The organism is Vreelandella populi (genome assembly GCF_003989825.1).
In the GTDB taxonomy this organism is placed as follows: Bacteria; Pseudomonadota; Gammaproteobacteria; order Pseudomonadales; family Halomonadaceae; genus Vreelandella; species Vreelandella populi.
The window spans coordinates 559,897-583,500 of sequence record NZ_RZHE01000015.1 but is presented as its reverse complement, the minus strand read 5'-3'; the positions used below and the strand labels follow the sequence as shown (position 1 = coordinate 583,500).

The window sequence follows — 23,604 nt, the reverse complement described above, 5'->3', positions numbered from 1 at the left end:
GTAATGCCAAATCCGCCTGTGGATAATTCAAGGCCGCTAGCCTAGTAACGAGCGTAAACCTGCAATAGCATCCTTGCCCCGCGCCTGCTTCTTGTCAGGGTCCTCTTTATCCGCCCGGCCTTCCCATTCCAGGTCATCTGCAGGCAGCTCATCTAAAAAGCGGCTGGGCTGACAATCCATCAGCTCGCCGTAGGCTTTCCGCTGGCGGGCAAGCGTAAGCGTCAGCGTGCGCCTGGCCCGGGTAATACCCACGTAGGCCAACCGGCGCTCCTCTTCCACCGTACCCATTTCAATGGCATTGCGGTGGGGCAGAAGATCCTCTTCCAAACCCAGCAGATAAACATGCGGGAACTCCAGCCCCTTTGATGCGTGCATGGTGAGTAGCTGTACGCGGTCCGAGTCATCCTCCTCGGCCTGCTGCTCCAGAATATCGCGCAGTACCAGTCGAGAGATGGCGGCTTCCACGCTATCGGTCTCGGTCGATGTGGAATCGGTATCCTCTTCCGGGTCACGATTGATCGACTTTTCCAACTGGTCGATCAGAATCCACACGTTGGCCATGCGCCGTTCGGCAATGGTGGGGGCGCTTGCATTCTGATAAAGCCACGCCTCGTAGTCCATGTCACGCAGCATATCGCGAATGGCGGCAATCGCATCGCCTTGATCCATCCGCTTGCGTACCCCATCGATAAAATGGGTAAACCGGCTCAAGCGCTCCACCGCGCGGGTAGGCAGCGTCTGCTCCAGGCCCAGCTCGTGGCAGGCGGCGAACAGCGAAATCGAGCGCTCGGTAGCGTAGTTGGCCAGTTTCTCAAGCGTGCCTGGGCCTATCTCGCGGCGCGGCACATTCACGATGCGCAAGAATGCATTATCGTCGGCGGGGTTGATCAGCAGGCGCAGGTAGGCCATGGCATCCTTGATCTCGTTGCGCGAGAAGAACGACGTGCCGCCGGATAGCTTGTAGGGAATCTGGTAGTGCTGAAGCTTGAGCTCCAGAAGCCTGGCCTGGAAGTTGCCGCGATACAGTACGGCAAAATCGCGCCACTCGGCTTTCTCCTTGATCCGCCGGGTGAGCATTTCGCTGGCTACCCGCTCGGACTCTGCCTCTTCGTGGCGATTGACGATCACCCGGATCGGCGCGCCGTCGCCCATATCCGACCACAGGGTTTTATCGTAAACGTGGGGATTATTGGCAATCAGCGTGTTGGCGGCGCGCAGAATTGTCCCGGTCGAGCGGTAGTTCTGTTCCAGCTTGATCACCTTCAGGCGTGGAAAGTCTTCCCCCAGGGTAATCAGATTCTCGGGGCGTGCGCCGCGCCAGGCGTAGATTGACTGGTCGTCATCGCCTACCACCGTAAAGGTCGAGCGCTCGGCCATCAAAAGCTTCACCAGCAAGTACTGAGAAACGTTGGTGTCCTGATACTCGTCCACCAGCATGTAGTGGATCTTGCGCCGCCAGCGCTCCAATGCGTCGGCATCGTTTTTCAACAGCACCACCGGCAACAGGATCAGATCATCGAAATCCACCGCGTTGTAGGCTTTCAGGTGGCGGTTATAGGCCTCGTACACGCGGGCGGCGAAATGCTCGTCGTCATCGGCGGCAAAGGAAAGTGCGTCGCTGGGCAGCACCAGGTCGTTCTTCCAGGTGGAAATCTTGCTCTGCACGCTGTTGATCTGTTCGGCGTCTACCTGGGCGTCCTTGTTCATCAGATCACGCAGCAGCGCCTTGGCGTCTTCCGGGTCGAACAGTGAAAAGCCCGGCTTGTAACCCAGCGTTTTCAGCTCGCCACGGATAATGTTGAGCCCCAGGGTATGAAAGGTCGAAACCGTTAGGCCATGCCCTTCCTTGCCTTTGAGCATTTGCCCAACGCGCTCTTTCATTTCCCGAGCGGCTTTGTTGGTGAACGTGACCGCCGCAATCCGGCGCGCACTCATTCCGCACTCTTGCACCAGATAGGCAATCTTGGTGGTGATAACGCTGGTTTTGCCGGAGCCTGCCCCCGCCAGTACCAGGCAGGGGCCGTCAATATATCGCACGGCTTCCTGCTGGCGCGGATTGAGGCCTTTGATGCGGCTGAGAATGGACTGCGGGGGCGAGGGCGTCATTAGGCACGTTATCCTTTGCGGTTTTTCATCTACAATCAGGCGTTTCTACGCGCATAACTTGGATAGGCAGGTGGTAATGTTTGAAGTAGCGCTGTTTGAGCCGCGCATGGCACCCAATACGGGTAATATCATGCGCCTGGTGGCCAACAATGGCTGTCGTTTACATTTAATCGAGCCGCTCGGCTTTGATCTTGAAGAAAAAAAGCTGCGCCGTGCGGGGCTGGATTACCGCGACCTAGCCAATGTGACCCGCCACGCTGATTTTGCTGCGTTTCAAAGCGCGATGCAGGGACGGCGTATCTGGGCGATTACCACCAAGGGTACGCGACCTCACAGTGAAGCTGATTTTGCGGCTGGCGATGTGCTGCTGTTCGGTTCAGAAACGGCCGGTTTATCCGCTGATGTGCATCAGGCCCTGCCCGACGCCCAAAAGCTTCGCATTCCCATGCAGCCCAATAATCGTAGCCTTAACCTTTCCAACGCGGTGGCTATTGTGAGCTATGAGGCGTGGCGCCAGCAAGGCTATGCTGGCGCTCTTTTTGAATAGTGCTTAGCCAGCAATGCCGTAGCGGTCACGATAGGCGCGTACTGCTTCTGCATAGGCGAGCATTTCACCGCCTGCATGCTCTTCCAGGTAAGTGAGCACTTGCTCGAGGGTGACGATACTCACCACCGGCATGCCGTACTCGGCCTGTACTTCCTGAATAGCGCTCTGTTCGCCCTGACCACGCTCCTGGCGGTCAAGAGCAATAATCACGCCACCTGCGCGGGCGCCGCTTCGTTCAATAATACCCATTACTTCGCGAATGGCAGTACCTGCGGTGATGACGTCGTCGATAATCAGGATATCGCCTGATAGCGGTGCACCAACAATACTGCCGCCTTCGCCATGAGTTTTGGCTTCCTTGCGGTTAAAGGCGTAGGGCATATCCTTATCGTGATGATCCGCCAGGGAGGCAGCAGTCACAGCCGCCAGGGGAATACCCTTGTACGCCGGGCCGAACAGAACGTCGGCTTTCAGGCCACTGTCCATGATCGCCTGGGCGTAAAAGCGCCCCAGCTTGGCCAGCGCCCGGCCAGTCTGGAACAGGCCAGCGTTAAAGAAGTAAGGGCTTACTCGCCCGGATTTGAGCGTAAACTCACCAAATTTGAGAACGCCCTGCTCGATAGCAAAGGCGATGAATTCGCGCTGGTAGGGTTGTAAAGTGGTAGCCACGGCGATCCTCATCAGGCGGGTGATTTATGTCAGCACAGAAGCGACAATAAAACGCAGGTAAATAGCAAGAATAAGAGGGTCTATTTACCCAAACGTCTAAACGTCGGGTATCATACAGCAGCGACGCAAAAGGGACGATTTATGAAAATTGCCAGCATCAATGTTAATGGTATACGTGATGCCGTCGACCGTGGCTTCCTGGACTGGCTGGCTCAGCAGGACGCCGATGTGGTCTGCGTGCAGAACATCAAGGCAAAAAGTTTTGAATTAGGTGACCATATTCTCTATCCGGAAGGCTATGAAGGCTACTTCCTGGATGCCGAAGAGGATGGGTTCGCCGGTGTCGGGCTTTACTGCCGTAAAATTCCCAAGGCCATCATGTACGGCCTGGGCTTTCCGCAGTGCGATCACGAAGGGCGCTTTCTGCAGGCGGATTATGACCGCTTCAGCATCGCCACCTTTTTGATGCCCGATGGCAGCGATCAGAAAGCCAAACAGGCGTTTATGGAGCAGTACCAGGAGTACCTGACGAAGATGTCGCGCAAACGCCGCGAATACATCATCTGCGGTACCTGGAACGTTGCCCATAAAACGGTCGATTTGGCCAATTGGTCGGATAACCAGCTCACCTCTGGTTTCCGCCCCGAAGAGCGCGCCTGGATGGACCAGGTGCTTGGCCCAACAGGGTTTATCGACACCTTCCGCGAAATCAATCGCGACGCTGGCGAATACACCTGGTGGCCGAAGCTCGACCAGGACGTACCACGCAGCCGTCAGGAAGGCTGGCGGATCGACTACCAGTTAGTCGGCCCCAACTTCCGCCGCCACGTGGTCGACGCATGGATCGATAAAGAGGCAACTTTCTCCGAGTTCGCCCCGCTGATTGTCGAGTACGATCTCGCCCTTTAAGCATCTTTCCCGCGTCGTCGTTAACCAATGAGCCGACCTAGGTCGGCTCATTGCGTTGGCGATTAAATCGCTTAACCGCGAATGCCCAGCGCCTCACGCTGCTTTTCACGCAGCTCATCACCCGATTTTTCAGCGAGATCCAACATGGCGTTCAGCTCGGCCCGGTTAAACGCGCCCGCCTCGGCCGTGCCCTGCACTTCAATTAACTCACCGCTTTCGGTCATGACCACGTTCAAATCGGTATCAGCCTTGCTGTCTTCCGGGTAATCCAGATCCAGTACCGGTACGCCTTTGTAAATACCCACTGAAATTGCGCTGACCAACTGCTTGAAAGGGTCGCTCTTGATCTTCTTCTCGCGCTGCAAGTAACGAATCGCATCCACCAGCGCCACACAGCCGCCGGTAATCGATGCGGTACGCGTGCCGCCATCCGCCTGGATCACATCGCAATCCACGGTAATCGTGAACTCGCCCAGCTTTTTTAGATTCACCGCAGCACGCAGACTACGCCCAATCAGGCGCTGGATTTCCAGCGTGCGGCCGCCCTGTTGGCCGCGCGCGGCTTCACGGCCACTGCGTGAATGGGTCGCGCGGGGCAGCATGCCATACTCTGCAGTGATCCAGCCCTGGTTCTTGCCGCGCAGCCAGCGCGGCACGCCCGCTTCTATGCTTGCATTACATAGCACCTTGGTATCACCAAACTCGACCAGCACCGAGCCTTCCGCATGGCGGGTGTAGTCGCGGGTCAGGCGAATTTCACGCAGCTGGTCAGCTTCACGGCCGCTGGGGCGAACAACATCAGGACGCATGGCACCTCACAAAAAGCACTTCACATAAGCGCGTAACTAGGAAAAGCCTTCCATTGTACACGTCTTAACGTTCAAGCCTGTCCTTATCGGGTAGACTGAGGAAAATGCGTTCTCAAAGGATAATCACCATGGCCACTTCAAGTCGCGTACACAGCATGACCGCTTTTGCTCGCACCGAGGAGGCCGCCCCTTGGGGCACGCTGCAAGTTGAAATTCGCTCGGTGAACCAGCGCTACCTCGAACCCCATTTTCGCCTGCCCGACAGCCTGCGTGATCTTGAGCCTGCCCTGCGCGAAGCGCTGCGTAGCCGCTTGGCGCGAGGCAAAGTAGAGTGCAGCGTGCGCTTTGAAAGCACGGAGGCCGTTCAGGCGCCTACGGTGAATGCCCATCGCCTAAAAGAGGTCGCCGATGCGTTGGCAGACATCCAGCGCCAGGTACCCAGCGCACTCGCACCCACCACGCTTGAGCTTTTAAATCAGCCCGGTGTGATGGAAACCCAGCATCTGGATCAGGACGCCATCAAAGCCGCCGCTAAAACGTTGTTTGATCAAGCACTGGATGAACTTATCGATGCCCGCGCCCGGGAAGGTGAAAAGCTTTCTGAAATGATCACTAGTCGCCTGACAGCGGTAAGCGAGCAGGTGGCGACCGTTAAAGGCCTGTTGCCGCACATTCTGGAGCGCCAGCGCGCCCAGCTGCTGGAACGCTTGGAAATCGCCAAGACCGAACTCGACCCCCAACGCCTGGAAGCCGAGCTGGTACTGGTCGCCCAAAAGGCCGATGTAGACGAAGAGCTTGACCGCCTAACCGCCCACGTAGGCGAAGTCAGTCGTCAGCTCGCCCAACAAGGCCCCAAAGGCCGCCGCCTGGATTTTCTGATGCAGGAGCTCAACCGTGAAGCCAATACGCTTTCGTCCAAATCAGTGGTGGCCGAAAGCACCCGCTGTGCGGTAGAGCTTAAGGTATTGATTGAGCAGATGAGGGAGCAGATTCAGAATATTGAGTAGTCTTCAATGGTATCTAGTGGAGTTTTTTAACTACTAAACTTTATTATTTTTGTCGCAACTCTGTTCAGGGCTTATTAGCTGGATTAGGGGTGCTTGCAGCAAGTTATCAGAAACCTTCTGATGCCTTGCTCCTTAAGCGAAACTGTTATGTATAGAAAGTAGAGCCCGGCCGCTTAGCCGGGTTTAAACCCCTATTGGGCGATAACCAGAACTTGATTTAAACTCCTTTTCAAAACTCTTCCCATTCCAGTTCCGCTGCTTTGGAGCTAGCAAACTTTCCACTAGTAGGCCGAACTTGTTGAGTAGGGGAGATTGACCTTATAGCAGGTTTACCGATAGGTAGAGCGCCGCGAATCTCACCATCCACCAGTTTGAAGATAGACACAGCCGATTCAAGTTGCGCGGCTTGCTCTTCAAGGGACGTTGCCGCTGTGGCGGCTTGCTGAACAAGGGCAGCGTTCTGCTGAGTAACCTCATCCATCTGTGAAACTGCTTGGCTCACCTGTTCAATCCCATCACTTTGCTCCGCAGAAGCAGCAGAAATTTCGTCCATGATATCGGCCACACGCTTTACTGAGGCCATGATCTCCTCCATCGTCTGACCAGCCCCTTCTACTAAGCTAGAGCCCTGTTGAACCTGGCCCGCCGATGTCTCGATCAGTGCCCGAATCTCCTTCGCGGCGTCAGCACTGCGGCTTGCCAGGTTGCGTACTTCAGTAGCAACAACCGCAAAGCCGCGGCCCTGCTCACCTGCCCGAGCAGCTTCAACAGAGGCATTAAGTGCCAAAATATTGGTCTGAAAGGCAATGGAGTCGATCACGCCAATGATATCGCTAATTTTTTTAGAGCTTTCTGCTATACCATGCATCGTTACAACAACTTGATCTACGGCCTTACCTCCACGGGCTGCCGTGGCAGAGGCATCACCTGCTAGGGTGCTACCCTGGCGTGCATTATCTGAGTTTTGCTTCACTGTCGCAGTAAGCTGTTCCATGCTGGCAGCCGTCTCTTGCAGTGACGCTGCTTGCTGTTCAGTGCGTGAAGAAAGGTCAGCATTGCCACCAGAAATTTCACGCGCACCGATATGGATTGAACCACTGCTGTCACGTACAGTTGAGACGGTTTGATAAAGCCCCGACTGCATATGCTGCATGGCCGCGAACAGTTGGCCAATTTCGTTTCGTCCGCGATCCACAATCTTATGTGACAAGTCACCCTGGGCGATGCGCTCAAAATGCTGCACGGCTTCCTGAAGGGGGCGAATGACAACACGCATCATGCCTACCCGAACTAAGACGACACAGAGGACAACCAGAAGCAATGCAATTAGCCCAACATAACTAAACGTTGTCATGGTTGATTGATAATCAGCCATAAGATTCTGACCACGTGAGTTGGCATAATCAACGAAGGCTTCATTAGCCTGCATGTAGGCTAAGTTGAGCTGGTCACCTTCACGTTTAGCCGCACGAAAAGCGCTGTCATTGTTGCGATTTAGTGCCTCGTACTGTGGTCTTAGACCTCTGGCTATAAGTTGATTAAATGCGTCTTCAATTGCATCTGCAAAGGGTTTTCCCTGCCCCGTCTTTGGTATTGCTGCGAAGGCAACAAAATGTTGCTGGGCTCTCTGTAGCATTTGGTTTGCTTTTACTAGATGAGCTTCTGCTAGAGCCTGTTCCCCTTCGTTCAAAGCGTCGAGGTGATTAAGGAAAAACAGCTGGGTGTCAGCGATATTCACTTGCGCACGGTTAAGCGTGTTCAATTGCTTAACATTGATACTGTTAAGTTCGTCAATCGAACTAGCACCTAGAGAGCTGGATTGATAGCCCAACGCAGCGACAAGAAGTATCAGGATAGTAAACAAACCCAGAACAGCTGTTAAACCTGTTCTAATAGTCATGTTTTTCAATGAATTAGCCATTATTATACTCTTGAAATAGTGGGATCAATCAGCCTTGAGTGCACCCAGCCATTGGGAAGGCGCTACGTCACAACAAACATAAAAGGCATGTTTAAGATGAGTTTAAGAATTATCGGCATCGGTAGGCCAATATTTAGATAATAAAATAAATTATTTAAACCATTGATTTTAAATATAAATTTATCGATGGGAGGTCGAGCTTAAACACATGCCAGAAGAGCTACCTACTTTGAAATCGTTATCCACTCTCAATTTCCGATGAGATATCCACAAACTCGATTTGGCACGGCGGTGCGTTGGAGTAGAGAGTACCCTTGAATAATGGGTGGTCATTGCATTGGACGTGATTCATGGTCCGCAGTGAAAACAACAGTAAAAGGAAAAGAAAAGCTAGTGTTTTCTGCTTTTCTAGTTAATCGAATTTCTGACCCTATGATTAAATTAGCCGCGTAATGTTATATACGCTCGGCCGGGCTACTTCCTGTTCGGTTAGCTATTGCCACTTAAAACGCTTTCAAAAAACCTAAAAAGGCTTTGATAAAAACCGATACTTGTTGGAGAAAGCCTCTCTTCTCATATACTGACCGGACCTAGCACAAAAGCAATGTTGTCACTTATTTTAGATCATGCAAAAAAAATTGCTGGATCGTGGCATGTTCTGCTTGGAGCGCAGCAAGCATTTACTTCAGGGATGAGTAAACAACGCGAGAATTCTTTATATCAGCCTACCGAGAAGCCTAATTGCGATTTTTTCAAGACTCATCTACTTCCGGTTGCCGTATTGAATGATAAATCTGTATATGTCCAGCACAGCGCCGCATTGCGTCGAAAGGAAGCTGCACACCAGAGCTTGGTAGATATCCTGCCACAAGGTCTAATCACTTTCTGTAAGTCACGTATTATATTTGCCAATTCAGCTGCTTATCGAATGCTGGGCGATTCGTCAGGGCAATTACCGGCAACTTTTGATTTGTCCTGGTGCATTCCTTCATCTAGACGAGCGCGGGAGCTGGATCGTCTCCATGCCTTACAGCAGGGATTGACTAAGGGACAGCAGACACGTCGCTTAAAACTCAGGCGTCTGGATGGCAGCGAGTTCGACGCAGAGGTCACGGAAATCCTAGTGGAAGGCGAAGATGGCCGAGAGGTGCAGTGGTTGTTGCGTGATGTAACCCAAGACCAGAAGATGCAGCTTGACCTGGAAGAGGCCAATAGCCAATTGAAACATCTCTCCCAACGGCTCATCGAGATTCAGGAGATCGAACGGCGTGAGATTGCACGAGACCTCCATGATGACATTGGCCAACAGCTGACAGGGCTTAAGCTTTATATGCAACGGTTGATTCGAAAACTCGACAATCCAGAAGCTATAGCGATCACCAGCGGACTGGTTGAAGGCACCGACCAGGCCCTGGCAAAGGTCCGCCGCTTGTCTTTATCGTTACACCCGTTGCAGTTGGAGACCTTGGGTCTGGAAGCAGCACTTCGCTGGCACTTGTCTCGTTTTCTTGAGGCAACACAAACAGCCTGGGAGCTTCAGGTAGAAGGGCTTCTTGACACGATATCACCTGCCAAGGCGGTTGCCGCTTTCAGAATCGTGCAAGAGGCGGTGAACAATGCAACAAAACACGCCCAGGCGGACAACTTGCGGATCATGCTGAATCGTGACCAGGATGGATTACGGCTTGAAGTATTGGATGACGGCTGTGGCTTCGATACTTCAGACGCGGCCCTTGGAATTCATAGCCTGGGCTTGACCAGCATGCGAGAACGGGTGGCCTCTTTGGGAGGACATCTCACTATTAACAGCCTTGAGGGAGTGGGGACACGTATTACTGCGTGCTTGCCTGCCCAGCGTGAAGCATGAACGAAATGATTGCTGTAAAGCGAGTGGCGTTAGTGGACGATCACGCGTTGGTAAGGGCTGGGCTCAAGGCGCTTGTGGAAGACCAGCCGGGACATGAAGTGGTGGCGGAAGGCAGCGATGGCAGAGACGTGGAGATGATTCTGACCAAAGCCCAGCCTGACATCCTGCTGCTGGATATTAACATGCGGCACTTAAGTGGTCTGGATGCCTTGCAACAGATACGCACCCGATTCCCCAACGTGCAGGTGCTGATTCTATCCATGCACGATACGCCCGACTACGTTCTGGCGGCGCTCAGGCTAGGTGCAGGTGGCTATTTATTGAAGGACGCCGCTGCCCAAGAACTGGAGCTAGCATTACAGGCGCTAGCCAGAAACGAGTCCTACCTGAGCCCAGGTGTTGCCAGGACTGTCATTCAATCCGCTATCGTCGAACCTTCGGCCCGCAGCAAGGCTAATACACCGGCACTGACCCCAAGGCAAACGGAAATCCTCAGGCTCATTGCGCGAGGTTGCTCTACCAGAGATATCAGCCAGGGATTGGGAATCAGCATGAAAACGGTCGAGACGCATCGCTCCCAGATCATGGATCGGCTCAATCTGCATGACATTCCGTCTCTGGTGCTTTACGCGGTTCGAGAGAGATTGGTTAGCCCCGAGGATTAAGGTTTCTATTACCGGTGAGGAGGCTCTTCACCTTTTCCTAGGGAAATTCCCGATGGATGGCTCCGAGCCGATACTGCAAACTGGGTTATTGGTCGAAAAAGTGAGCACACCATGTCTGCGTCCCATGTCGATGACTTTTTAGAACGTTACCTGACTCGGCATATTACCTGCCGCTGGAGAATAGATCATTTTCCTGCCTGGGCAATATGGCTTACGGCACTGCTTGCGCTGGTCGGGAGCCTGATGAGTCTGCATTCGGGATTAGGCACAGTCTCACTTGGCCTGTGTGTGGGAGCCTTTGCCGTGGCTGGCGCCACTAAAGCTGCGCATAAGGTAATGCTAGCTTGCCTGGTGGTGATCAGCCTGGGTTATTTGGTATGGCAAGTCGTTGATCCTCGCTTCACTATGGCTTCCTCAAAAACGCTGCTTATAACTGGACTCGGGGCGCTGGTCGGTTATTTGATCGGCTGGGTATACACCTTACGCAGTGCTCTGGATCATGCAACAAAACGCAACCGGCTTTTGACACAATTTAGTGAGGTTATTCTTCATCTCGACAATGGATGCTTAAAAGAGGTTGATCTTCAGGGGCGGTTGAAGAACATGAATGTGGCAGGTCAGTCACTGATGGAGATCTGTGATTTTGCAAACCTTCATGATAGTAACTGGTTAGATTTCTGGTCAGATGATAGCAGGGATGCCGTACAACGTGCTTTCAATGAAGCCAAGGAGGGAAGGCCGGGGAGCTTCTCGGGATTCTGCCCCACATTGGCAGGCACGCCAAAATGGTGGGATGTCTTGGTCGTCCCCATATTCGGCCTGAAAGGGAATGTTGAATCAATCCTGGCCTTGTCTTGGGATGTAACAGACCTTCAAAGCAGTGCCCAACAGCTTCAGGCGGCTAATCATAACTTTCAGGACCTGCTTGAAAGCCTCAACGACGGCTTTTTTTGTGTCGACAGGGAAGGTCGTTTCCTTCAGTTGAACAACAAGGCCGAGAAACTGCTTGGTTATGAAGCGGATAAGTTGTTGGGGATGGCTTTTGGCGAAGCGTTTCCAGACGCTTTGGCCGGTGATTTCGCGCTAGCCTCCTGCGATGTACTGGAATCTGGCATACCACGACACTTTGAAGCCTACTTTGAGCCCTTGAAGATATGGTGCCGTGTCGATGCCTATCCCAAACCGGAAGGCATCTACGTTTTCTTCAGCGATATTACTGCTCAGGTTGAGACGCTTCAGCAAAGCCAGGCGGCTGAAACGCGGCTGCGGCTGACCCAGAAGGTCGCACGCTTTGCCGATTGGCAGTTTGATTTGGCAACCAATGAGTTGATTCTCTCAGAACAGGCAGCCTCGTTACTTGGCATAGACAGATTGACGGCTAAATCTTCGAAGGATAATTGGCTGCGCCAATTGCATCCTGAAGACCGTCTGGCCCTTGTTGCTGCACTACTGGACCTAAACGAAGGCGAGAAGTTTCTTAACGTGCAAGCACGCGTTCGCGATACCGTTTGCGCCAATACATGGCGTGACTTTCAGTTTCTCGGCGAATTGTTGACATTCCAAGCTTATCCACAGGGCCTGCTGGTAGGATGCATGCAGGATGTGAGCGTACAAAAGCAGCATGAGCGCCGCCTTATCGATGCAGAAACCTACGCAAAGAGCATCATCGACGCAGTGCCGCATCCGTTTTGTGTACTTGATGAGGCTGGCTGCATTCTTTCGGTGAACCAGGCATGGATAAACCACTTTCAGCGTAGTGCTGACTTGCAGTCCTGGACAGGCATTGGCTGTAGTTATTTTGAACTGTGTAACATGGCATCTCAGCGTGGTGATTCCTCAAGCCCTGAGTTCATCGACAGAACTCGGGCATTGCTGAATGGCACCGGCGACCCTTTTACTCTGGAGTACGTGGCCAATCTGGCTGAAGGAAGAAAGATATTTCAGGTCAACGCACTGCCCATGGCGACTGAGCGCAGACAATTCCTTGTCATGCATGAGGACATCAGTCTGCAGCATGAACTGATTGCGAATCTGCAGGCTAGCGAAACCCGCTTTCGAGAAATGGTGGAATACCTGCCATATGTCTATTGGGTTTATGATATCGCCAAGGGTGGGCTCAGTTATGTGAGTCCCGCGCTTGAAAAAATTTGGGACATGGCACCGCAGTGTCTGTATGACGATCTTGAAACCTGGCTTTATCTGGTCCACCCAGACGATAAGGCGCGGGCCTTTCAGTTCCAAGAAAACCTGCTACAGAATTTGGAACCCGCCGAGGTGGAATACCGGGCGATCGACGCCTGTGGTCGAGTTTTCTGGATACGCAACCGGGCATTCCCTTTTTACGATGCTGACGGCAAACCCGAGCGTATCGTTGGAATTGCCGAAGACATTACGGAAGCACGGACATACCAGGATCGGTTGGTCTCATTGGAACAACTTGATACCGCGAGCGGCTTGCCTAATCAGGCCCTGTTTTGCAATCGGTTGAAAGCACAGTGTACCCAGGCGAGCCAGCTGAACCAGGAGTTTCTGCTGTTATTGATCAGCCTGGATCGTCTCAAGTGGGTCCGGCAGTGTCTTGGTCAACAAGCAAAACAGGACCTGATTAAGCAGGTCACTTTGCGACTTCAATCTGCCCTGGATAGCCGCGGGTATTTGGCATGCATTGCCAGTGATGAATTTGCCATTTTACTCAGCCGGGAAGAGGACATTGCGTATTACTCAAGGCTTGTCCAAACGCTGCTGGACGAGTTCAGACAACCTTTCGCTCTGAGCGAAGAGCTGGTCACAATGACAGCCGGAATCGGTGTGGCACGCTTTCCGGTTGACGGGGACAACGAAGAGGCTTTGCTCAGAAGTGCCACGGCAGCAGCCTATGCTGTGCAAAAAGCGGGGTTAACAGGCTATCAATGCTTCATTCCCGGATTGCTGCAGGATGATACCGATGCGTTGCGTTTGGAGACCGAGCTCAGTCGCGCTCTAGAGAAGCAGGAATTCGTTCTTTACTATCAACCGAAGCTTGACCTGAATTCACAACAAATCTGTGGGGCCGAGGCCCTGATTCGTTGGAATCATCCGGTTCATGGGCTCGTCAGCCCGCTGCGCTTTGTGCCTCTACTTGAGCGGTCGGGGCTGATCGTACAGGTCGGGTTATGGTGCATTCATCAGGCGCTGGCTCAGCTTGCCCAGTGGCAGGTGCAGCAATTGGATGGTTTTGTCATGGCCGTCAACCTGTCGCTCAGACAGCTTCAGCCGGGCCTGGTGGGCCAGGTGGAAAGTGCGCTACAGCGCTATGGTGTTGCTGCAGGGTGCCTGGAGCTGGAGCTGACCGAGTCGATCATGCATGAGGCTGACAGGTGTACAGAAATTATTAAGGGGCTCAAGGCGTTGGGGGTGCGAGTTGCCGTGGACGATTTTGGCACAGGCTACTCCACGCTGAGTTCTATCAGGTCATTCGTACCGGATACAGTAAAGATTGATCGTTGTTTCTTACGTGATATGGAAAGTAGTCCATCGGATCTGACCATTGTGCGCAGTGTTATCGAAATGGCGCATTCACTGGACATGACCGTTGTGGCAGAAGGTGTCGAAACGCATGAACAGAAGCAGCTACTTGAACGGCTCCAGTGCGATCAGATTCAGGGATATCTGCTTGGTCCACCTATAGTCTCTGATGCTTTCTATGAAGCCTTTTTACCTCCAGCAATACCCGCGTTTCATACGTTGGAATAGCTCGTACCCGCGGCTCCTTTTCTGGCCGGATAGAAAAAGATCTGACCAATTGTTATGTCTCCTTAACAGCCAGACTTCTTGTCTGGCTGTTTTCTTTTGAGGGGCTTCAGTTTTCCTTGGAGGGGCCCCCTAGGGGGCTTCCTGAGTCGTTATCAGGGTTTGCCTGATGGTTCCTGTTTTCTCTCTTCGCTTAAATAGCCCTGTCGCGGAAGACAGGCGACCTGAAGCGTTTCTGCCTACTAGCTAGTCAAGTCGCTTTGGTGTGAGCACACAGCTCTCAGCTGCATTCCCTTTTTCGTCACACCTAGTCCGTCTTGAGGAAATCTTATGGCCCTGGTGAAGAAACCAATCGCGTCTTCCGCATCATCAGACGCTGTCGTCTCCCGTGTTGTTGCCCGTGACGCTGAAGTCCAGCGCAAGCGTGCCCGTACAATGGCCAAGCAGCAGCAAGCCGCCGAGCGCATCGCTGCGGCTACAACGCAGCTGTCCACCGGCGTGAACGAAGCTGCTTCCGCCGCAGAGGAACTCAAGCGTGCCGCCGATCAGATCGCCAGCGGCGCCGAGGAAGCCTCCGGCGCGGCCCAGCAGTCGCTCAAGGCGTTCGAGATCGTCGGTCGCTCCATTGAGTTGCAGCAACAGGCCGCCGGCGTTGCGCAGGAGAAATCCGATGCAATGCAGAACCTCGCCGCTGTCATCAACACCGACGTGGCTGCCCTGATCGGCAACGTCAGCCTCGCTGCACAGCGCCAGGCCGGCTCCGTAGACCGTGTAGCAGAACTGAAGCAACAAGCCGCTAACATCGGCGAAATTGTCAAGGCCGTTGGTCGCATTGCCGACCAGACCAACCTGCTGGCCCTGAATGCTGCCATTGAAGCTGCGCGTGCTGGCAAGCATGGCAAAGGTTTTGCCGTTGTTGCAGATGAAGTGCGCACCCTCGCTGAAACTTCCGAGAAGAGTGCCAAGCAGATCTCCGACATGGTCGGCAAGATCCAGCACGACGTAGAAAATATTGCCCAAGGCATCGACCAGTCTGCTCAGGCCATTCAAGGCGAAGTAGAGAAGGGCGGCACCATCACCACTCAGCTCGAGCAGATCCGCCTGGATTGCATCGAGATCGTCAAGGGTGCCCAAGAGATCGCCGCTGGTGCCGTACAGAGCAGCACCGCCGCTCAGCAGGCCCTGCGTGGCGCTGATGCCATCGCTTCTGCTGCCGAACAACAGTCGGCAGCCGCCGAGGAATCCGCCAAGACCGTCGAAGAGCAATCCCAGGCCCTAGCCGAGTGCGAACAGGCCGCGCAGAACCTCTCCGAACTGGCTGAAGAGCTGAAATCCTCCAGCGACGTCGCCAAGAGCGCCGAAGAAGTAGCGTCCGCTGCTGAGGAACTGTCTTCCGCCGTGCAGGAGATCAATCGCGCCTCATCGCAGATCACTACCGTGATCGATCAGATCCGCCAGGGCGCCCAGACCCAGGCCGCCGCTACAGAAGAATCATCTGCCGCCGTCAACCAGATCGAAAAAGGTCTGGAAGTCGCTCAGGGTCGTGCCACTTCGAGTTTGGATAAGGCCAATGCAATCAAGGGGCTGATGGACGCCAACAAGGGCAACATCGATTCGCTGGTGCGTGGCGTGACCACCTCGATTGAAGCTACCCGCGACAGCCTTGCGCAGATCAAGGAATTGGAACTGGTCAGCCGCCGTATCGACAAGATCGTTGACGCCATCACCACCGTTTCCATCCAGACCAACATGCTGGCCGTCAACGGCTCGATCGAAGCGGCCCGCGCTGGTGAGTTCGGCAAGGGTTTCGTGGTCGTGGCAACCGACATCCGCAACCTGGCCCATGACTCGGCCGAAAATGCCGATCGCATTAAGGACCTGGTCAAGGCCGTACAGGATCAGATCGGCGTAGTAGGGCGTGACCTGGAAGACATTATCAACGCTGCTCTAGCTGAAGCACAGAAAGCTGTGATCATCACCCGCAACCTTGACAGCATGGCTGGCGACATACAAAGCGTTGAAACCGGCTCAAGCGACATTCTCAAATCTGCCGAGGAAATCGGTGCCGCCATTACTCAGGTGAAGTCCGGTATCGATCAGATCTCCGCTGCCGCACAAGAAGCCGAGAACGCTGCTCAGGAGGCCTCCGCTGCTGCTAAGCAGCAGTCGCAGGGCGCTGAGGAACTCTCCGCTGCCATCGAAGAGATTGCTTCGCTGGCCGACGAGCTGCAAAGCGCCTAAGTCCCTTAAGAGAGGGGATAACCCATGAGCCAAAGCAATCAGAACCAGGACCTCACCGTGACCGGTGAGGGCGAAGACGAAAGCCAGACCAACAGCCGGCAGTTCGTTACCTTCACGGTTGGGTCGGACGTGTTCGCCGTCGAGATGCAGCCAGTGCAGGAGATCATCCGCGTGCCGGAGGTGGTCCGCGTGCCGCTGACCCCGCCGTCGCTCAACGGTTTGGCTAACCTGCGTGGCAACGTACTACCGATCATTTGCCTGCGCAGTCTGTTTAGCCTTGAGCCACGCGAAGCGGATGATGCCACCCGCGCGCTGGTACTGAATCTCGGCCAGCCGCTGGGTTTTGTGGTTGATCGCGTTGCCAGTGTGATCATGGTCGAAGAAGACCAGATTGAACCCGTCAGCAATATACAGGCGACCATTAACACCAACCTGCTCACTGGCCTGCTCAAACAGGTCGGCGGACACGAGCTGGTGATGATTATCGACTTCGCCGCGTTGATCAGCGCCAGCTTCAGCGAAAACAGCTTGCTGCAGCGTGTATCGAGCAACGCCGGCGCCATGTCGCTGGGTGATGTAGACAGCGATGATGAAGCCAGTGATGAGCTTCAACTGGTCAGTTTCACCGTTGCAGAACAGGAATACGGCATTGCCATCGATGATGTGCAGGAGATCGTACAGATCCCTGACCACATCGTCTCGGTGCCCAAGTCAGCATCCCATGTGCGTGGTGTAATGACGCTGCGTCAGCGTTTGCTGCCGTTGGTATCGCTGCGTGAAATGTTCTGTTTACCAGGTCAGGCGACCGACGAGCGCAGCCGCATTCTGGTGGTGAGCCTGGCTGGCATGTCGGTCGGCATCATTCTCGACTCGGTAAACGAAGTACTGCGTGTACCGGCTGCTCAACTCGAGCCGATGCCGCCAATGCTTGCGCGTGATCAGGCGATGGCCGAGCTCACTGGCCTGTGTCGGCTCAACGACGGCAAGCGGCTGGTCTCGGTGGTGTCTGCCGAGCGCCTGCTACAGCACCAGTCAGTGCAGCGCGTTCTCAACGAAACCGACAAGGAGCCTTCCGTGGACGAAGAACTGCTGGACACGGGCGAGACCGACGACGAAGAGCAGCTGGTGGTATTCCGCCTCGGCAACGAGGAGTTCGGCGTGCCGATCGACAGCGTGCAGGAAATCGTTCGTATACCGGAAAACCTGACCCACGTGCCCAAAGCCCCCGAGTTTGTCGAAGGGGTGATGAACCTGCGTGGCGTGGTGCTACCGGTGATTGATCAGCGGCGTCGCTTCGGGCTGCCGAGTATCGAGAGCAATGATCGTCAACGGATCATGGTGTTCGTTATCAACGAGCTGCGCACCGGGTTCATTGTCGATTCAGTCGCCGAAGTACTGAAGATCTCACGCAGCCTGATTGAGCCGGCACCAAGCCTCTCGGTTGAGCAGCAGCGGCTGTTTGGCCGGGTCGCCAACTTGCCCGGGAACAAGCGCATGATTCAGCTCGTCGAGCCGCGTCAGCTGCTCGCCGATGGCGAGCTTGATGCGCTGGCCCGCGTGGCCTGAAGCGAGAACGCACATGATTCGTCTGCTTATTGTCGATGACTCCGCCTTGATGCGCCGCCACCTGCAGCAGCTGTTCGAGGCCGAAGGCGACTTCATCCTCGATACGGCCCGTAATGGACGGGAGGCCATCGAGCGAGCGCGTCAGTTTGATCCGGACGTGATCACACTTGATATCAACATGCCGGAGATGGACGGACTCACCTGCCTGTCCATGCTCATGGTCGAGCAGCCAAGACCGGTGGTGATGTTCTCTTCACTCACCGAGCAGGGCGCCATGGCTTCGCTGGAAGCCCTGGCGCTCGGCGCGGTGGACTTCTTCGCCAAACCGGGCGGCACTATTTCTCTGAACATCGATCAGGTGCGTGAGTGTCTGATCGACAAGGTTCGCGCTGCTGCTGACGCGCGTCTGAAAAAAGCCCGCCGTCCAGCGCTCGAGACGGTGTCTTCCAAGACTGCCGAGGTGGAGCCAGTCGTAGAACCGACTCCCGATCTTGCCGGCGCTGGTAACGGCCTGGTGCTTATTGGCTCTTCCACCGGCGGGCCGCGTACGCTGGAGGGGATCCTCGAACAGTTGCCGGCCAACTACCCCTGGCCGATCGTGGTGGCGCAGCACATGCCAGCCAACTTTACCCGTGCCTTCGCCGAGCGCATGGACCGCATTACCCAGCTAAGGGTGGTAGAGGCCAGCAGACCGATGCCACTGGAGGCAGGCACTGTCTACATCGGCATGGGCAATAGCGATGTGGTAATCGGCAATCGCGTCGGTAAGCCCTACGTCATGCCTAAACCGGAAAACGCGGACTATCTCTGGCACCCATCCGTGAGCCTTCTGGTGAAAACTGCCATGCAACACTTCGCGCCCAGCCAGCTGATTGGCGCCATGCTTACCGGCATGGGCCACGATGGTGCCGAAGAGATGACCGAGCTAAAGCGCTGTGGTGGGCGCACGGTGGCCGAGTCGAAGGATACGGCGGTGGTCTTCGGCATGCCTGCTGAATTGATCCGCCGCGGTGGCGCCAGTGAAATCCAGCCCTGTCACGCCATTGCCACCACGCTCGTACAGTGGTGCGCGCGCAAATCCACTATTACCAAAGGGGTGTCATCGTGGCGCTGATTCGTTCCACCGGCATTGCCTCACTGGCCGTCTCGCAATCAGACGACCTGCAGGCCTTGGCCACACGATTACAACAAGGCACACCCGGCGAGCGCCGGGAGGCCGCGCGTGCGCTGGCGATCCTGCCTCAGACCAGCGCGCTTTTGGCCTGCCAACTGGAAGAAGAAGCTGAACGGTCGGTGCTTGAGGCACTAGTCACTGGTCTGGCCGAACGGGCCGATGAGACCGCCGTCCTGGCCCTGCTTGATTGCCTGCGCAGCGAGGATGCGGCACTGCGTAATGATGCCATCGAAGCTCTGAAGGTTGCGGGTCGCCACCATCCGGTGCTGATCCAGGAAGCCCTGGCTGACAGTGACAGCGACATGCGCATTCTTGCTATCGGCATCCTGGAATCGCTCAAGCATCCAGATGTCGAGCTATGGCTGATTGATCTGATCGAGCATGATCCGCACCTGAATGTCTGCGCGTGCGCAGTGGACCTGCTTTGCGAAGTCGGCACCGAACGCGCTTTTCATGCGCTCGAATTGTGCCGTGTCCGTTTTCCCGATGAGGCCTACCTGGGCTTTGCCATCAGCCTGGCACTTACCCGCCTGCAGGGAGCGGACGGCCTGTGAACACCCAAACCGTCATCAGCAAGGAAGACTTCGCCAAGTTTCGCGAGTTCTTTTATCGCAAGACCGGCATACAGTTCGATGACAACAAGCGTTACTTCGTCGATAAGCGCCTGCTTGAGCGCATTGAGGCTACCGGCTCAGAAACTTTCCGCAACTACTTTGTCAACCTGCGATTTCAGGCGTCAGGAGACGAGTTGCAGCAGTTAGTCAATGCGATGACGGTCAACGAGACTTACTTCTTTCGCGAGGAGTACCAGCTCAAGTGCCTAGTAACCCACATGCTAGACGACCTAGTGCGACGCAAGACCGACCACTCACCAATTCGCATTTGGTCAATGCCATCGTCGTCGGGCGAGGAGCCCTATTCGATTGCCCTTTACCTGCTTGAGTATTGGAAGGGCATTGCTGACTGGGACGTAGAGCTGATTGCCTCGGACATCGATACGTCGATCCTCAGGCGTGCTAGGCAAGGGGTTTACAGTCCGCGCTCGGTGCACAACCTACCGCCTAAATTGCTGGAAAAGTATTTTGCACGGTGCAGTAACGGTGATTACCAGCTATGTGACGACTTGCGCCAGAGCGTGGAGTTCACACGGGTAAACCTGATGAACCCGGCCGACCTGCGTGGTTACCGCGATTTTGATGTGATCTTTTGTCGTAACCTGTTGATCTATTTTGATGATCTCTCGCGCCGCCAAGCAGCTGATACCTTTTTCGATGCCTTGAAACCCGGCGGAATGATCTGCCTGGGCCATTCAGAATCGATGAGCCGTATTTCGTCTTTGTTCAACGTTCGTAAATTTCCTGACGCCATCGTTTACCAGAAGCCGTTGGAGGCCCGATGAAACGCATTTTGATCGTCGATGATGCGGCCACTGTGCGGCTATTCAATCGGCAAATTCTGGAAGCTGCTGGCTATCGTGTCGACGAGGCCGTCAACGGCATCGAGGCGCTGGAGAAGGCCCTGCAGGCACCGTATGACCTGTACTTGGTGGACGTGAACATGCCGATGCAAGACGGCTTCAGCTTTCTGCGCCAGCTGCGGGCACAGGCCATTGCTCAGGCACCAGCAGTAATGATTACCACCGAGGCGGGGGAGCAGGATCGCCGCCAGGCCTGGGCAGCTGGCGCTAATTATTACCTGACGAAACCCATCAAGCCTGATGTGCTGCTGCATCTGGTGCGTCTGCTGACCGGAGGTGCCGCGTGAACGCTCTATTGCAACAATTTCTCCAGGAGAGCCGTGAGGCGCTGGAAAGTATCGGCAGCACGCTGCTAGCGATGGAGCGTGAGCCGGGTGACCATTCGCGGCTGGGCGAGTTGTTCCGCCTGGTGCATACCCTCAAAGGGAACTCGGGGCTGTTCGACTTCCCGGCGCTGACCGCTGTGCTGCATGCTGCCGAAGACGTAATGGACGCGGTGCGCAACGATGCCCTTGGCTTCAGCCAGCCGCTGGCAGATCAGCTACTCGATGCCGCTGATTATGTCAGCGCCTTTCTCGATGCGGTCGAAAGCCAGGGCACGCCAGGAGCAGACTTTCAGGTACCGCCACGGAAACTCGTTGAAGGGCTGCGCAGCTGGCTCGCCACGCCAGCCCTTGAGGGGGCCAATAGCGGGGTTGCACTGGTAAGCACCCAAAATTCCAGGCTGCCTGTCGACCTGCCATCAGCTGTCCGCGATCTATTGATCGATGCGATTAACGCCGAGCGGACGGCGTTCCTGCTGGATTACCAGCCTGCCGCAGACTGTTTTTTCCAGGGCACCGATCCGCTACATCAGGTACGCCAGTTGCCAGACGTGCTCTGGCGACGGATTCGTCCCCTAGAGGCTTGGCTGCCTGCGGCTGAAATCGATGCATACGCCTGCAACTTGCGCTTTGAAATACTGCTTCTTGCCAGTGAAGAGAGTCTGGCCGAGCACTTTCGCTACGTCGCCGATCAGGCCACCTGGTGGCCAATCACCTTGGCTAGCCTGCAATCGGTAGACGAGTCGGTTGATACCGCATCTGGCTCGGATCTCGCCGGGTTCGAGCCTCTGGCACTGGATATTTTGAGCACGCAATACCAGGCACTTTCAGCCTGCAGCCAGGAGCCTTGGCCAAGTGGCCAGCACGTTGCAATCGTAACAACGCTTGAGCGTGTGCTTGCCAGCCAAGATGACGTTACTGCAATGGCGGCTTTTCAGGACTGTCGTGAGCAGTCCAACCGCCAGAACGATGCTAAGCCGTTGCTGAGTTGGCTGTCTGGAGCAATGGAAAAGGCTATCGCTGACGACACACCCTCTACCGGCCCGGTTACAACGCCAGTGCAGGGTGAGCTGGGGGGGCGGCCTATAGCTTGCCAGGCTCTAGCGCTAGGCGTAGCACCAGACCAAGCGGACACCATTACCCCACGCAGGGCCGACGAGACAGCAAGCCAGGCACCGGCAAAGGTGCTTAAGGTCGAACAGGAGAAGATTGACCGTCTGATGAACCTGATCGGTGAGATTGTGGTGGCCAAGAACGGTTTGCCCTATCTCGCCGAGCGAGCGGAGGAGCAATACGGCCAACGCGAACTGGCGCGTGAAATCAAGGCGCAGTACGCAGTAGTCAACCGCATCGCCGAAGATCTGCAGGACGCCATCATGCAAGTCCGGATGATGCCGGTGTCTTTCATTCTGCAGCGCTTCCCACGACTGGTGCGAGACATTACTCGAAAGCTTGATAAAAAGGTCAACCTCATCCTGGAAGGCGAGGACACCGAGGCTGACAAGGCAATGATTGAAGCGCTAGCCGATCCTTTGGTGCATATCGTGCGCAACTCGCTGGATCACGGTCTCGAAGCACCGGCTGAACGGCTTGCTGCTGGCAAGCCGGAAACCGGCACCCTACGCATTCGCGCTAGCCAGAACGCCGACCACGTCGTGATCTCTATTGAAGATGACGGCCGTGGTATCGACCCGCAAAAGATCAAGGTGAAGGTAGCTGCCAAGGGTCTTGTTGAACCCGCCGCCCTGGAAGCAATGAGCGACCAGGAGCTGGTGAATCTGGTATTTCTGCCGGGCTTCTCTACCGCCGAACAGGTATCAGACCTGTCTGGACGCGGCGTGGGCATGGACGTGGTGAGATCGGGCATCGAGAAGGTGGGCGGTCACCTGCGGCTAGCTAGCCAGGTCGGGCAGGGTACGCAACTCAGTCTGAGTCTACCGTTGTCGATGGCCGTTACCCAGGTGATGGTGATCGAATCCGGCGGGCAGCGCTTCGGCATCCCGATGGATCAGGTGATGGAGACGGTGCGTTTGCCGGACAACGCGATCCATACCATCAAGCATCAGCCGACCGCTCAGCTGCGCGGCCGCACTATTCCGCTGAAAGGTCTCAACCAACTGCTGGCGGTGCCGCTAGAACAGGTACGCAACGAAGACGACGAGTACGCCTTGATGGTTCTGCGTAGTCGCAGCGAGCTGGTTGGTTTACTGATCGATGATTTCTACGGTTCGATCGACATCATCCTCAAACCAATGGTTGGCATCCTTGGCGAGCTTTCGGGCTACTCCGGAACGGCAGTGATGGGTGATGGTTCGATTCTGATGATTCTCAACCCTACGGAGCTGTTCGCATGAGTCTGATTTTCAAGGGCAATGTGGCACACCTGGTCGATCAGGTCACGGTCGAGGATGCCGAAACCCTGCTTGAGTGGTTGACCCAACAACCCGTAGGTAAGGTCAACCTGAAAAAACTGGAGCACCTGCATGCCGCCAACCTGCAAGTGCTGATGGCCACATGTCCGAAAGTGACGGCATGGCCTGCCAATCCCGATACCCGCGCGTGGCTTGATGCCGCGTTACAGCAGTCCTGAGGAG

At 55.2% G+C, this 23,604-nt stretch carries 18 protein-coding genes; 14 read left to right on the top strand and 4 right to left on the bottom strand.

Translation table 11 applies throughout. The features are described from left to right. Nucleotides 1-36: 36 nt before the first annotated feature. Entirely contained in the window at nucleotides 37-2,106 is a 2,070-nt protein-coding gene (rep, locus tag ELY25_RS17290; RefSeq protein WP_126952499.1) for a DNA helicase Rep, read from the bottom strand. Between the two features lie 76 nt (nucleotides 2,107-2,182). Between rep and ELY25_RS17285 the strand changes: the two genes are divergently transcribed. After that, complete coding sequence (locus ELY25_RS17285) at nucleotides 2,183-2,653, top strand: tRNA (cytidine(34)-2'-O)-methyltransferase (protein WP_126952498.1); 471 nt, start codon at nucleotides 2,183-2,185, stop codon at nucleotides 2,651-2,653. Between the two features lie 3 nt (nucleotides 2,654-2,656). On the opposite strand, the gene pyrE is transcribed toward ELY25_RS17285, so the two are convergent. Next, nucleotides 2,657-3,322 (bottom strand): orotate phosphoribosyltransferase, encoded by a 666-nt coding sequence (gene pyrE, locus ELY25_RS17280; protein ID WP_126952497.1) that lies wholly within the window; start codon nucleotides 3,320-3,322, stop codon nucleotides 2,657-2,659. Between the two features lie 141 nt (nucleotides 3,323-3,463). Between pyrE and ELY25_RS17275 the strand changes: the two genes are divergently transcribed. Next, nucleotides 3,464-4,231: an exodeoxyribonuclease III gene (locus tag ELY25_RS17275; RefSeq protein WP_126952496.1), complete on the top strand. Its 768-nt coding sequence runs from the start codon at nucleotides 3,464-3,466 to the stop codon at nucleotides 4,229-4,231. 71 nt (nucleotides 4,232-4,302) lie between these two features. On the opposite strand, the gene rph is transcribed toward ELY25_RS17275, so the two are convergent. After that, nucleotides 4,303-5,040: a ribonuclease PH gene (gene rph, locus ELY25_RS17270; RefSeq protein WP_126952495.1), complete on the bottom strand. Its 738-nt coding sequence runs from the start codon at nucleotides 5,038-5,040 to the stop codon at nucleotides 4,303-4,305. A 128-nt stretch (nucleotides 5,041-5,168) separates the two neighbouring features. Between rph and ELY25_RS17265 the strand changes: the two genes are divergently transcribed. Further along, complete coding sequence (locus ELY25_RS17265; RefSeq protein ID WP_126952494.1) at nucleotides 5,169-6,047, top strand: YicC/YloC family endoribonuclease; 879 nt, start codon at nucleotides 5,169-5,171, stop codon at nucleotides 6,045-6,047. 229 nt (nucleotides 6,048-6,276) lie between these two features. On the opposite strand, the gene ELY25_RS18125 is transcribed toward ELY25_RS17265, so the two are convergent. Continuing rightward, nucleotides 6,277-7,968, bottom strand: a complete 1,692-nt coding sequence (locus tag ELY25_RS18125) for a methyl-accepting chemotaxis protein (RefSeq protein WP_126952493.1) — start codon at nucleotides 7,966-7,968, stop codon at nucleotides 6,277-6,279. A gap of 604 nt (nucleotides 7,969-8,572) precedes the next feature. Between ELY25_RS18125 and ELY25_RS17255 the strand changes: the two genes are divergently transcribed. From ELY25_RS17255 to ELY25_RS17205, 11 genes are all read left to right on the top strand, one after another. Continuing rightward, on the top strand, nucleotides 8,573-9,835 hold the full coding sequence (locus ELY25_RS17255) for a PAS domain-containing sensor histidine kinase (RefSeq protein WP_126952492.1): 1,263 nt from the start codon (nucleotides 8,573-8,575) through the stop codon (nucleotides 9,833-9,835). Next, complete coding sequence (locus ELY25_RS17250) at nucleotides 9,832-10,500, top strand: response regulator (RefSeq protein WP_221885513.1); 669 nt, start codon at nucleotides 9,832-9,834, stop codon at nucleotides 10,498-10,500. The genes ELY25_RS17255 and ELY25_RS17250 overlap by 4 nt, the downstream gene beginning before the upstream one ends. A 111-nt stretch (nucleotides 10,501-10,611) precedes the next feature. After that, nucleotides 10,612-14,232 (top strand): EAL domain-containing protein, encoded by a 3,621-nt coding sequence (locus tag ELY25_RS17245; protein WP_126952491.1) that lies wholly within the window; start codon nucleotides 10,612-10,614, stop codon nucleotides 14,230-14,232. A 327-nt stretch (nucleotides 14,233-14,559) separates the two neighbouring features. Then, the gene (locus tag ELY25_RS17240) at nucleotides 14,560-16,470 is read left to right on the top strand and encodes a methyl-accepting chemotaxis protein (RefSeq protein ID WP_126952490.1); all 1,911 of its coding nucleotides are present in this window, start codon (nucleotides 14,560-14,562) and stop codon (nucleotides 16,468-16,470) included. A gap of 24 nt (nucleotides 16,471-16,494) precedes the next feature. Beyond that, nucleotides 16,495-18,036 carry a chemotaxis protein CheW gene (locus tag ELY25_RS17235; protein WP_126952489.1) on the top strand — a complete coding sequence of 514 codons (1,542 nt, stop codon included), beginning with the start codon at nucleotides 16,495-16,497 and terminating at the stop codon, nucleotides 18,034-18,036. 13 nt (nucleotides 18,037-18,049) lie between these two features. Continuing rightward, entirely contained in the window at nucleotides 18,050-19,150 is a 1,101-nt protein-coding gene (gene cheB / locus ELY25_RS17230; RefSeq protein WP_126952488.1) for a chemotaxis-specific protein-glutamate methyltransferase CheB, read from the top strand. Between the two features lie 56 nt (nucleotides 19,151-19,206). Further along, nucleotides 19,207-19,764 (top strand): HEAT repeat domain-containing protein, encoded by a 558-nt coding sequence (locus ELY25_RS17225; RefSeq protein ID WP_126952487.1) that lies wholly within the window; start codon nucleotides 19,207-19,209, stop codon nucleotides 19,762-19,764. Then, nucleotides 19,761-20,609: a CheR family methyltransferase gene (locus tag ELY25_RS17220; RefSeq protein ID WP_126952486.1), complete on the top strand. Its 849-nt coding sequence runs from the start codon at nucleotides 19,761-19,763 to the stop codon at nucleotides 20,607-20,609. The genes ELY25_RS17225 and ELY25_RS17220 overlap by 4 nt, the downstream gene beginning before the upstream one ends. Further along, on the top strand, nucleotides 20,606-20,974 hold the full coding sequence (locus tag ELY25_RS17215; RefSeq protein ID WP_126952485.1) for a response regulator transcription factor: 369 nt from the start codon (nucleotides 20,606-20,608) through the stop codon (nucleotides 20,972-20,974). The genes ELY25_RS17220 and ELY25_RS17215 overlap by 4 nt, the downstream gene beginning before the upstream one ends. Further along, nucleotides 20,971-23,364, top strand: a complete 2,394-nt coding sequence (locus ELY25_RS17210; protein ID WP_126952484.1) for a chemotaxis protein CheA — start codon at nucleotides 20,971-20,973, stop codon at nucleotides 23,362-23,364. The genes ELY25_RS17215 and ELY25_RS17210 overlap by 4 nt, the downstream gene beginning before the upstream one ends. Further along, on the top strand, nucleotides 23,361-23,600 hold the full coding sequence (locus tag ELY25_RS17205; protein WP_126952483.1) for a hypothetical protein: 240 nt from the start codon (nucleotides 23,361-23,363) through the stop codon (nucleotides 23,598-23,600). The genes ELY25_RS17210 and ELY25_RS17205 overlap by 4 nt, the downstream gene beginning before the upstream one ends. The last annotated feature ends 4 nt before the right edge of the window (nucleotides 23,601-23,604 follow it).

What these genes read in the sequence shown, in the direction of transcription:
- rep (WP_126952499.1), bottom strand. Translation starts at nt 2,106, where the DNA reads ATGACGCCCTCGCCCCCGCAGTCCATTCTCAGCCGCATCAAAGGCCTC.
- ELY25_RS17285 (WP_126952498.1), top strand. Translation starts at nt 2,183, where the DNA reads ATGTTTGAAGTAGCGCTGTTTGAGCCGCGCATGGCACCCAATACGGGT.
- ELY25_RS17275 (WP_126952496.1), top strand. Translation starts at nt 3,464, where the DNA reads ATGAAAATTGCCAGCATCAATGTTAATGGTATACGTGATGCCGTCGAC.
- rph (WP_126952495.1), bottom strand. Translation starts at nt 5,040, where the DNA reads ATGCGTCCTGATGTTGTTCGCCCCAGCGGCCGTGAAGCTGACCAGCTG.
- ELY25_RS17265 (WP_126952494.1), top strand. Translation starts at nt 5,169, where the DNA reads ATGGCCACTTCAAGTCGCGTACACAGCATGACCGCTTTTGCTCGCACC.
- ELY25_RS18125 (WP_126952493.1), bottom strand. Translation starts at nt 7,968, where the DNA reads ATGGCTAATTCATTGAAAAACATGACTATTAGAACAGGTTTAACAGCT.
- ELY25_RS17255 (WP_126952492.1), top strand. Translation starts at nt 8,573, where the DNA reads ATGTTGTCACTTATTTTAGATCATGCAAAAAAAATTGCTGGATCGTGG.
- ELY25_RS17250 (WP_221885513.1), top strand. Translation starts at nt 9,832, where the DNA reads ATGAACGAAATGATTGCTGTAAAGCGAGTGGCGTTAGTGGACGATCAC.
- ELY25_RS17245 (WP_126952491.1), top strand. Translation starts at nt 10,612, where the DNA reads ATGTCTGCGTCCCATGTCGATGACTTTTTAGAACGTTACCTGACTCGG.
- ELY25_RS17240 (WP_126952490.1), top strand. Translation starts at nt 14,560, where the DNA reads ATGGCCCTGGTGAAGAAACCAATCGCGTCTTCCGCATCATCAGACGCT.
- ELY25_RS17235 (WP_126952489.1), top strand. Translation starts at nt 16,495, where the DNA reads ATGAGCCAAAGCAATCAGAACCAGGACCTCACCGTGACCGGTGAGGGC.
- cheB (WP_126952488.1), top strand. Translation starts at nt 18,050, where the DNA reads ATGATTCGTCTGCTTATTGTCGATGACTCCGCCTTGATGCGCCGCCAC.
- ELY25_RS17215 (WP_126952485.1), top strand. Translation starts at nt 20,606, where the DNA reads ATGAAACGCATTTTGATCGTCGATGATGCGGCCACTGTGCGGCTATTC.
- ELY25_RS17205 (WP_126952483.1), top strand. Translation starts at nt 23,361, where the DNA reads ATGAGTCTGATTTTCAAGGGCAATGTGGCACACCTGGTCGATCAGGTC.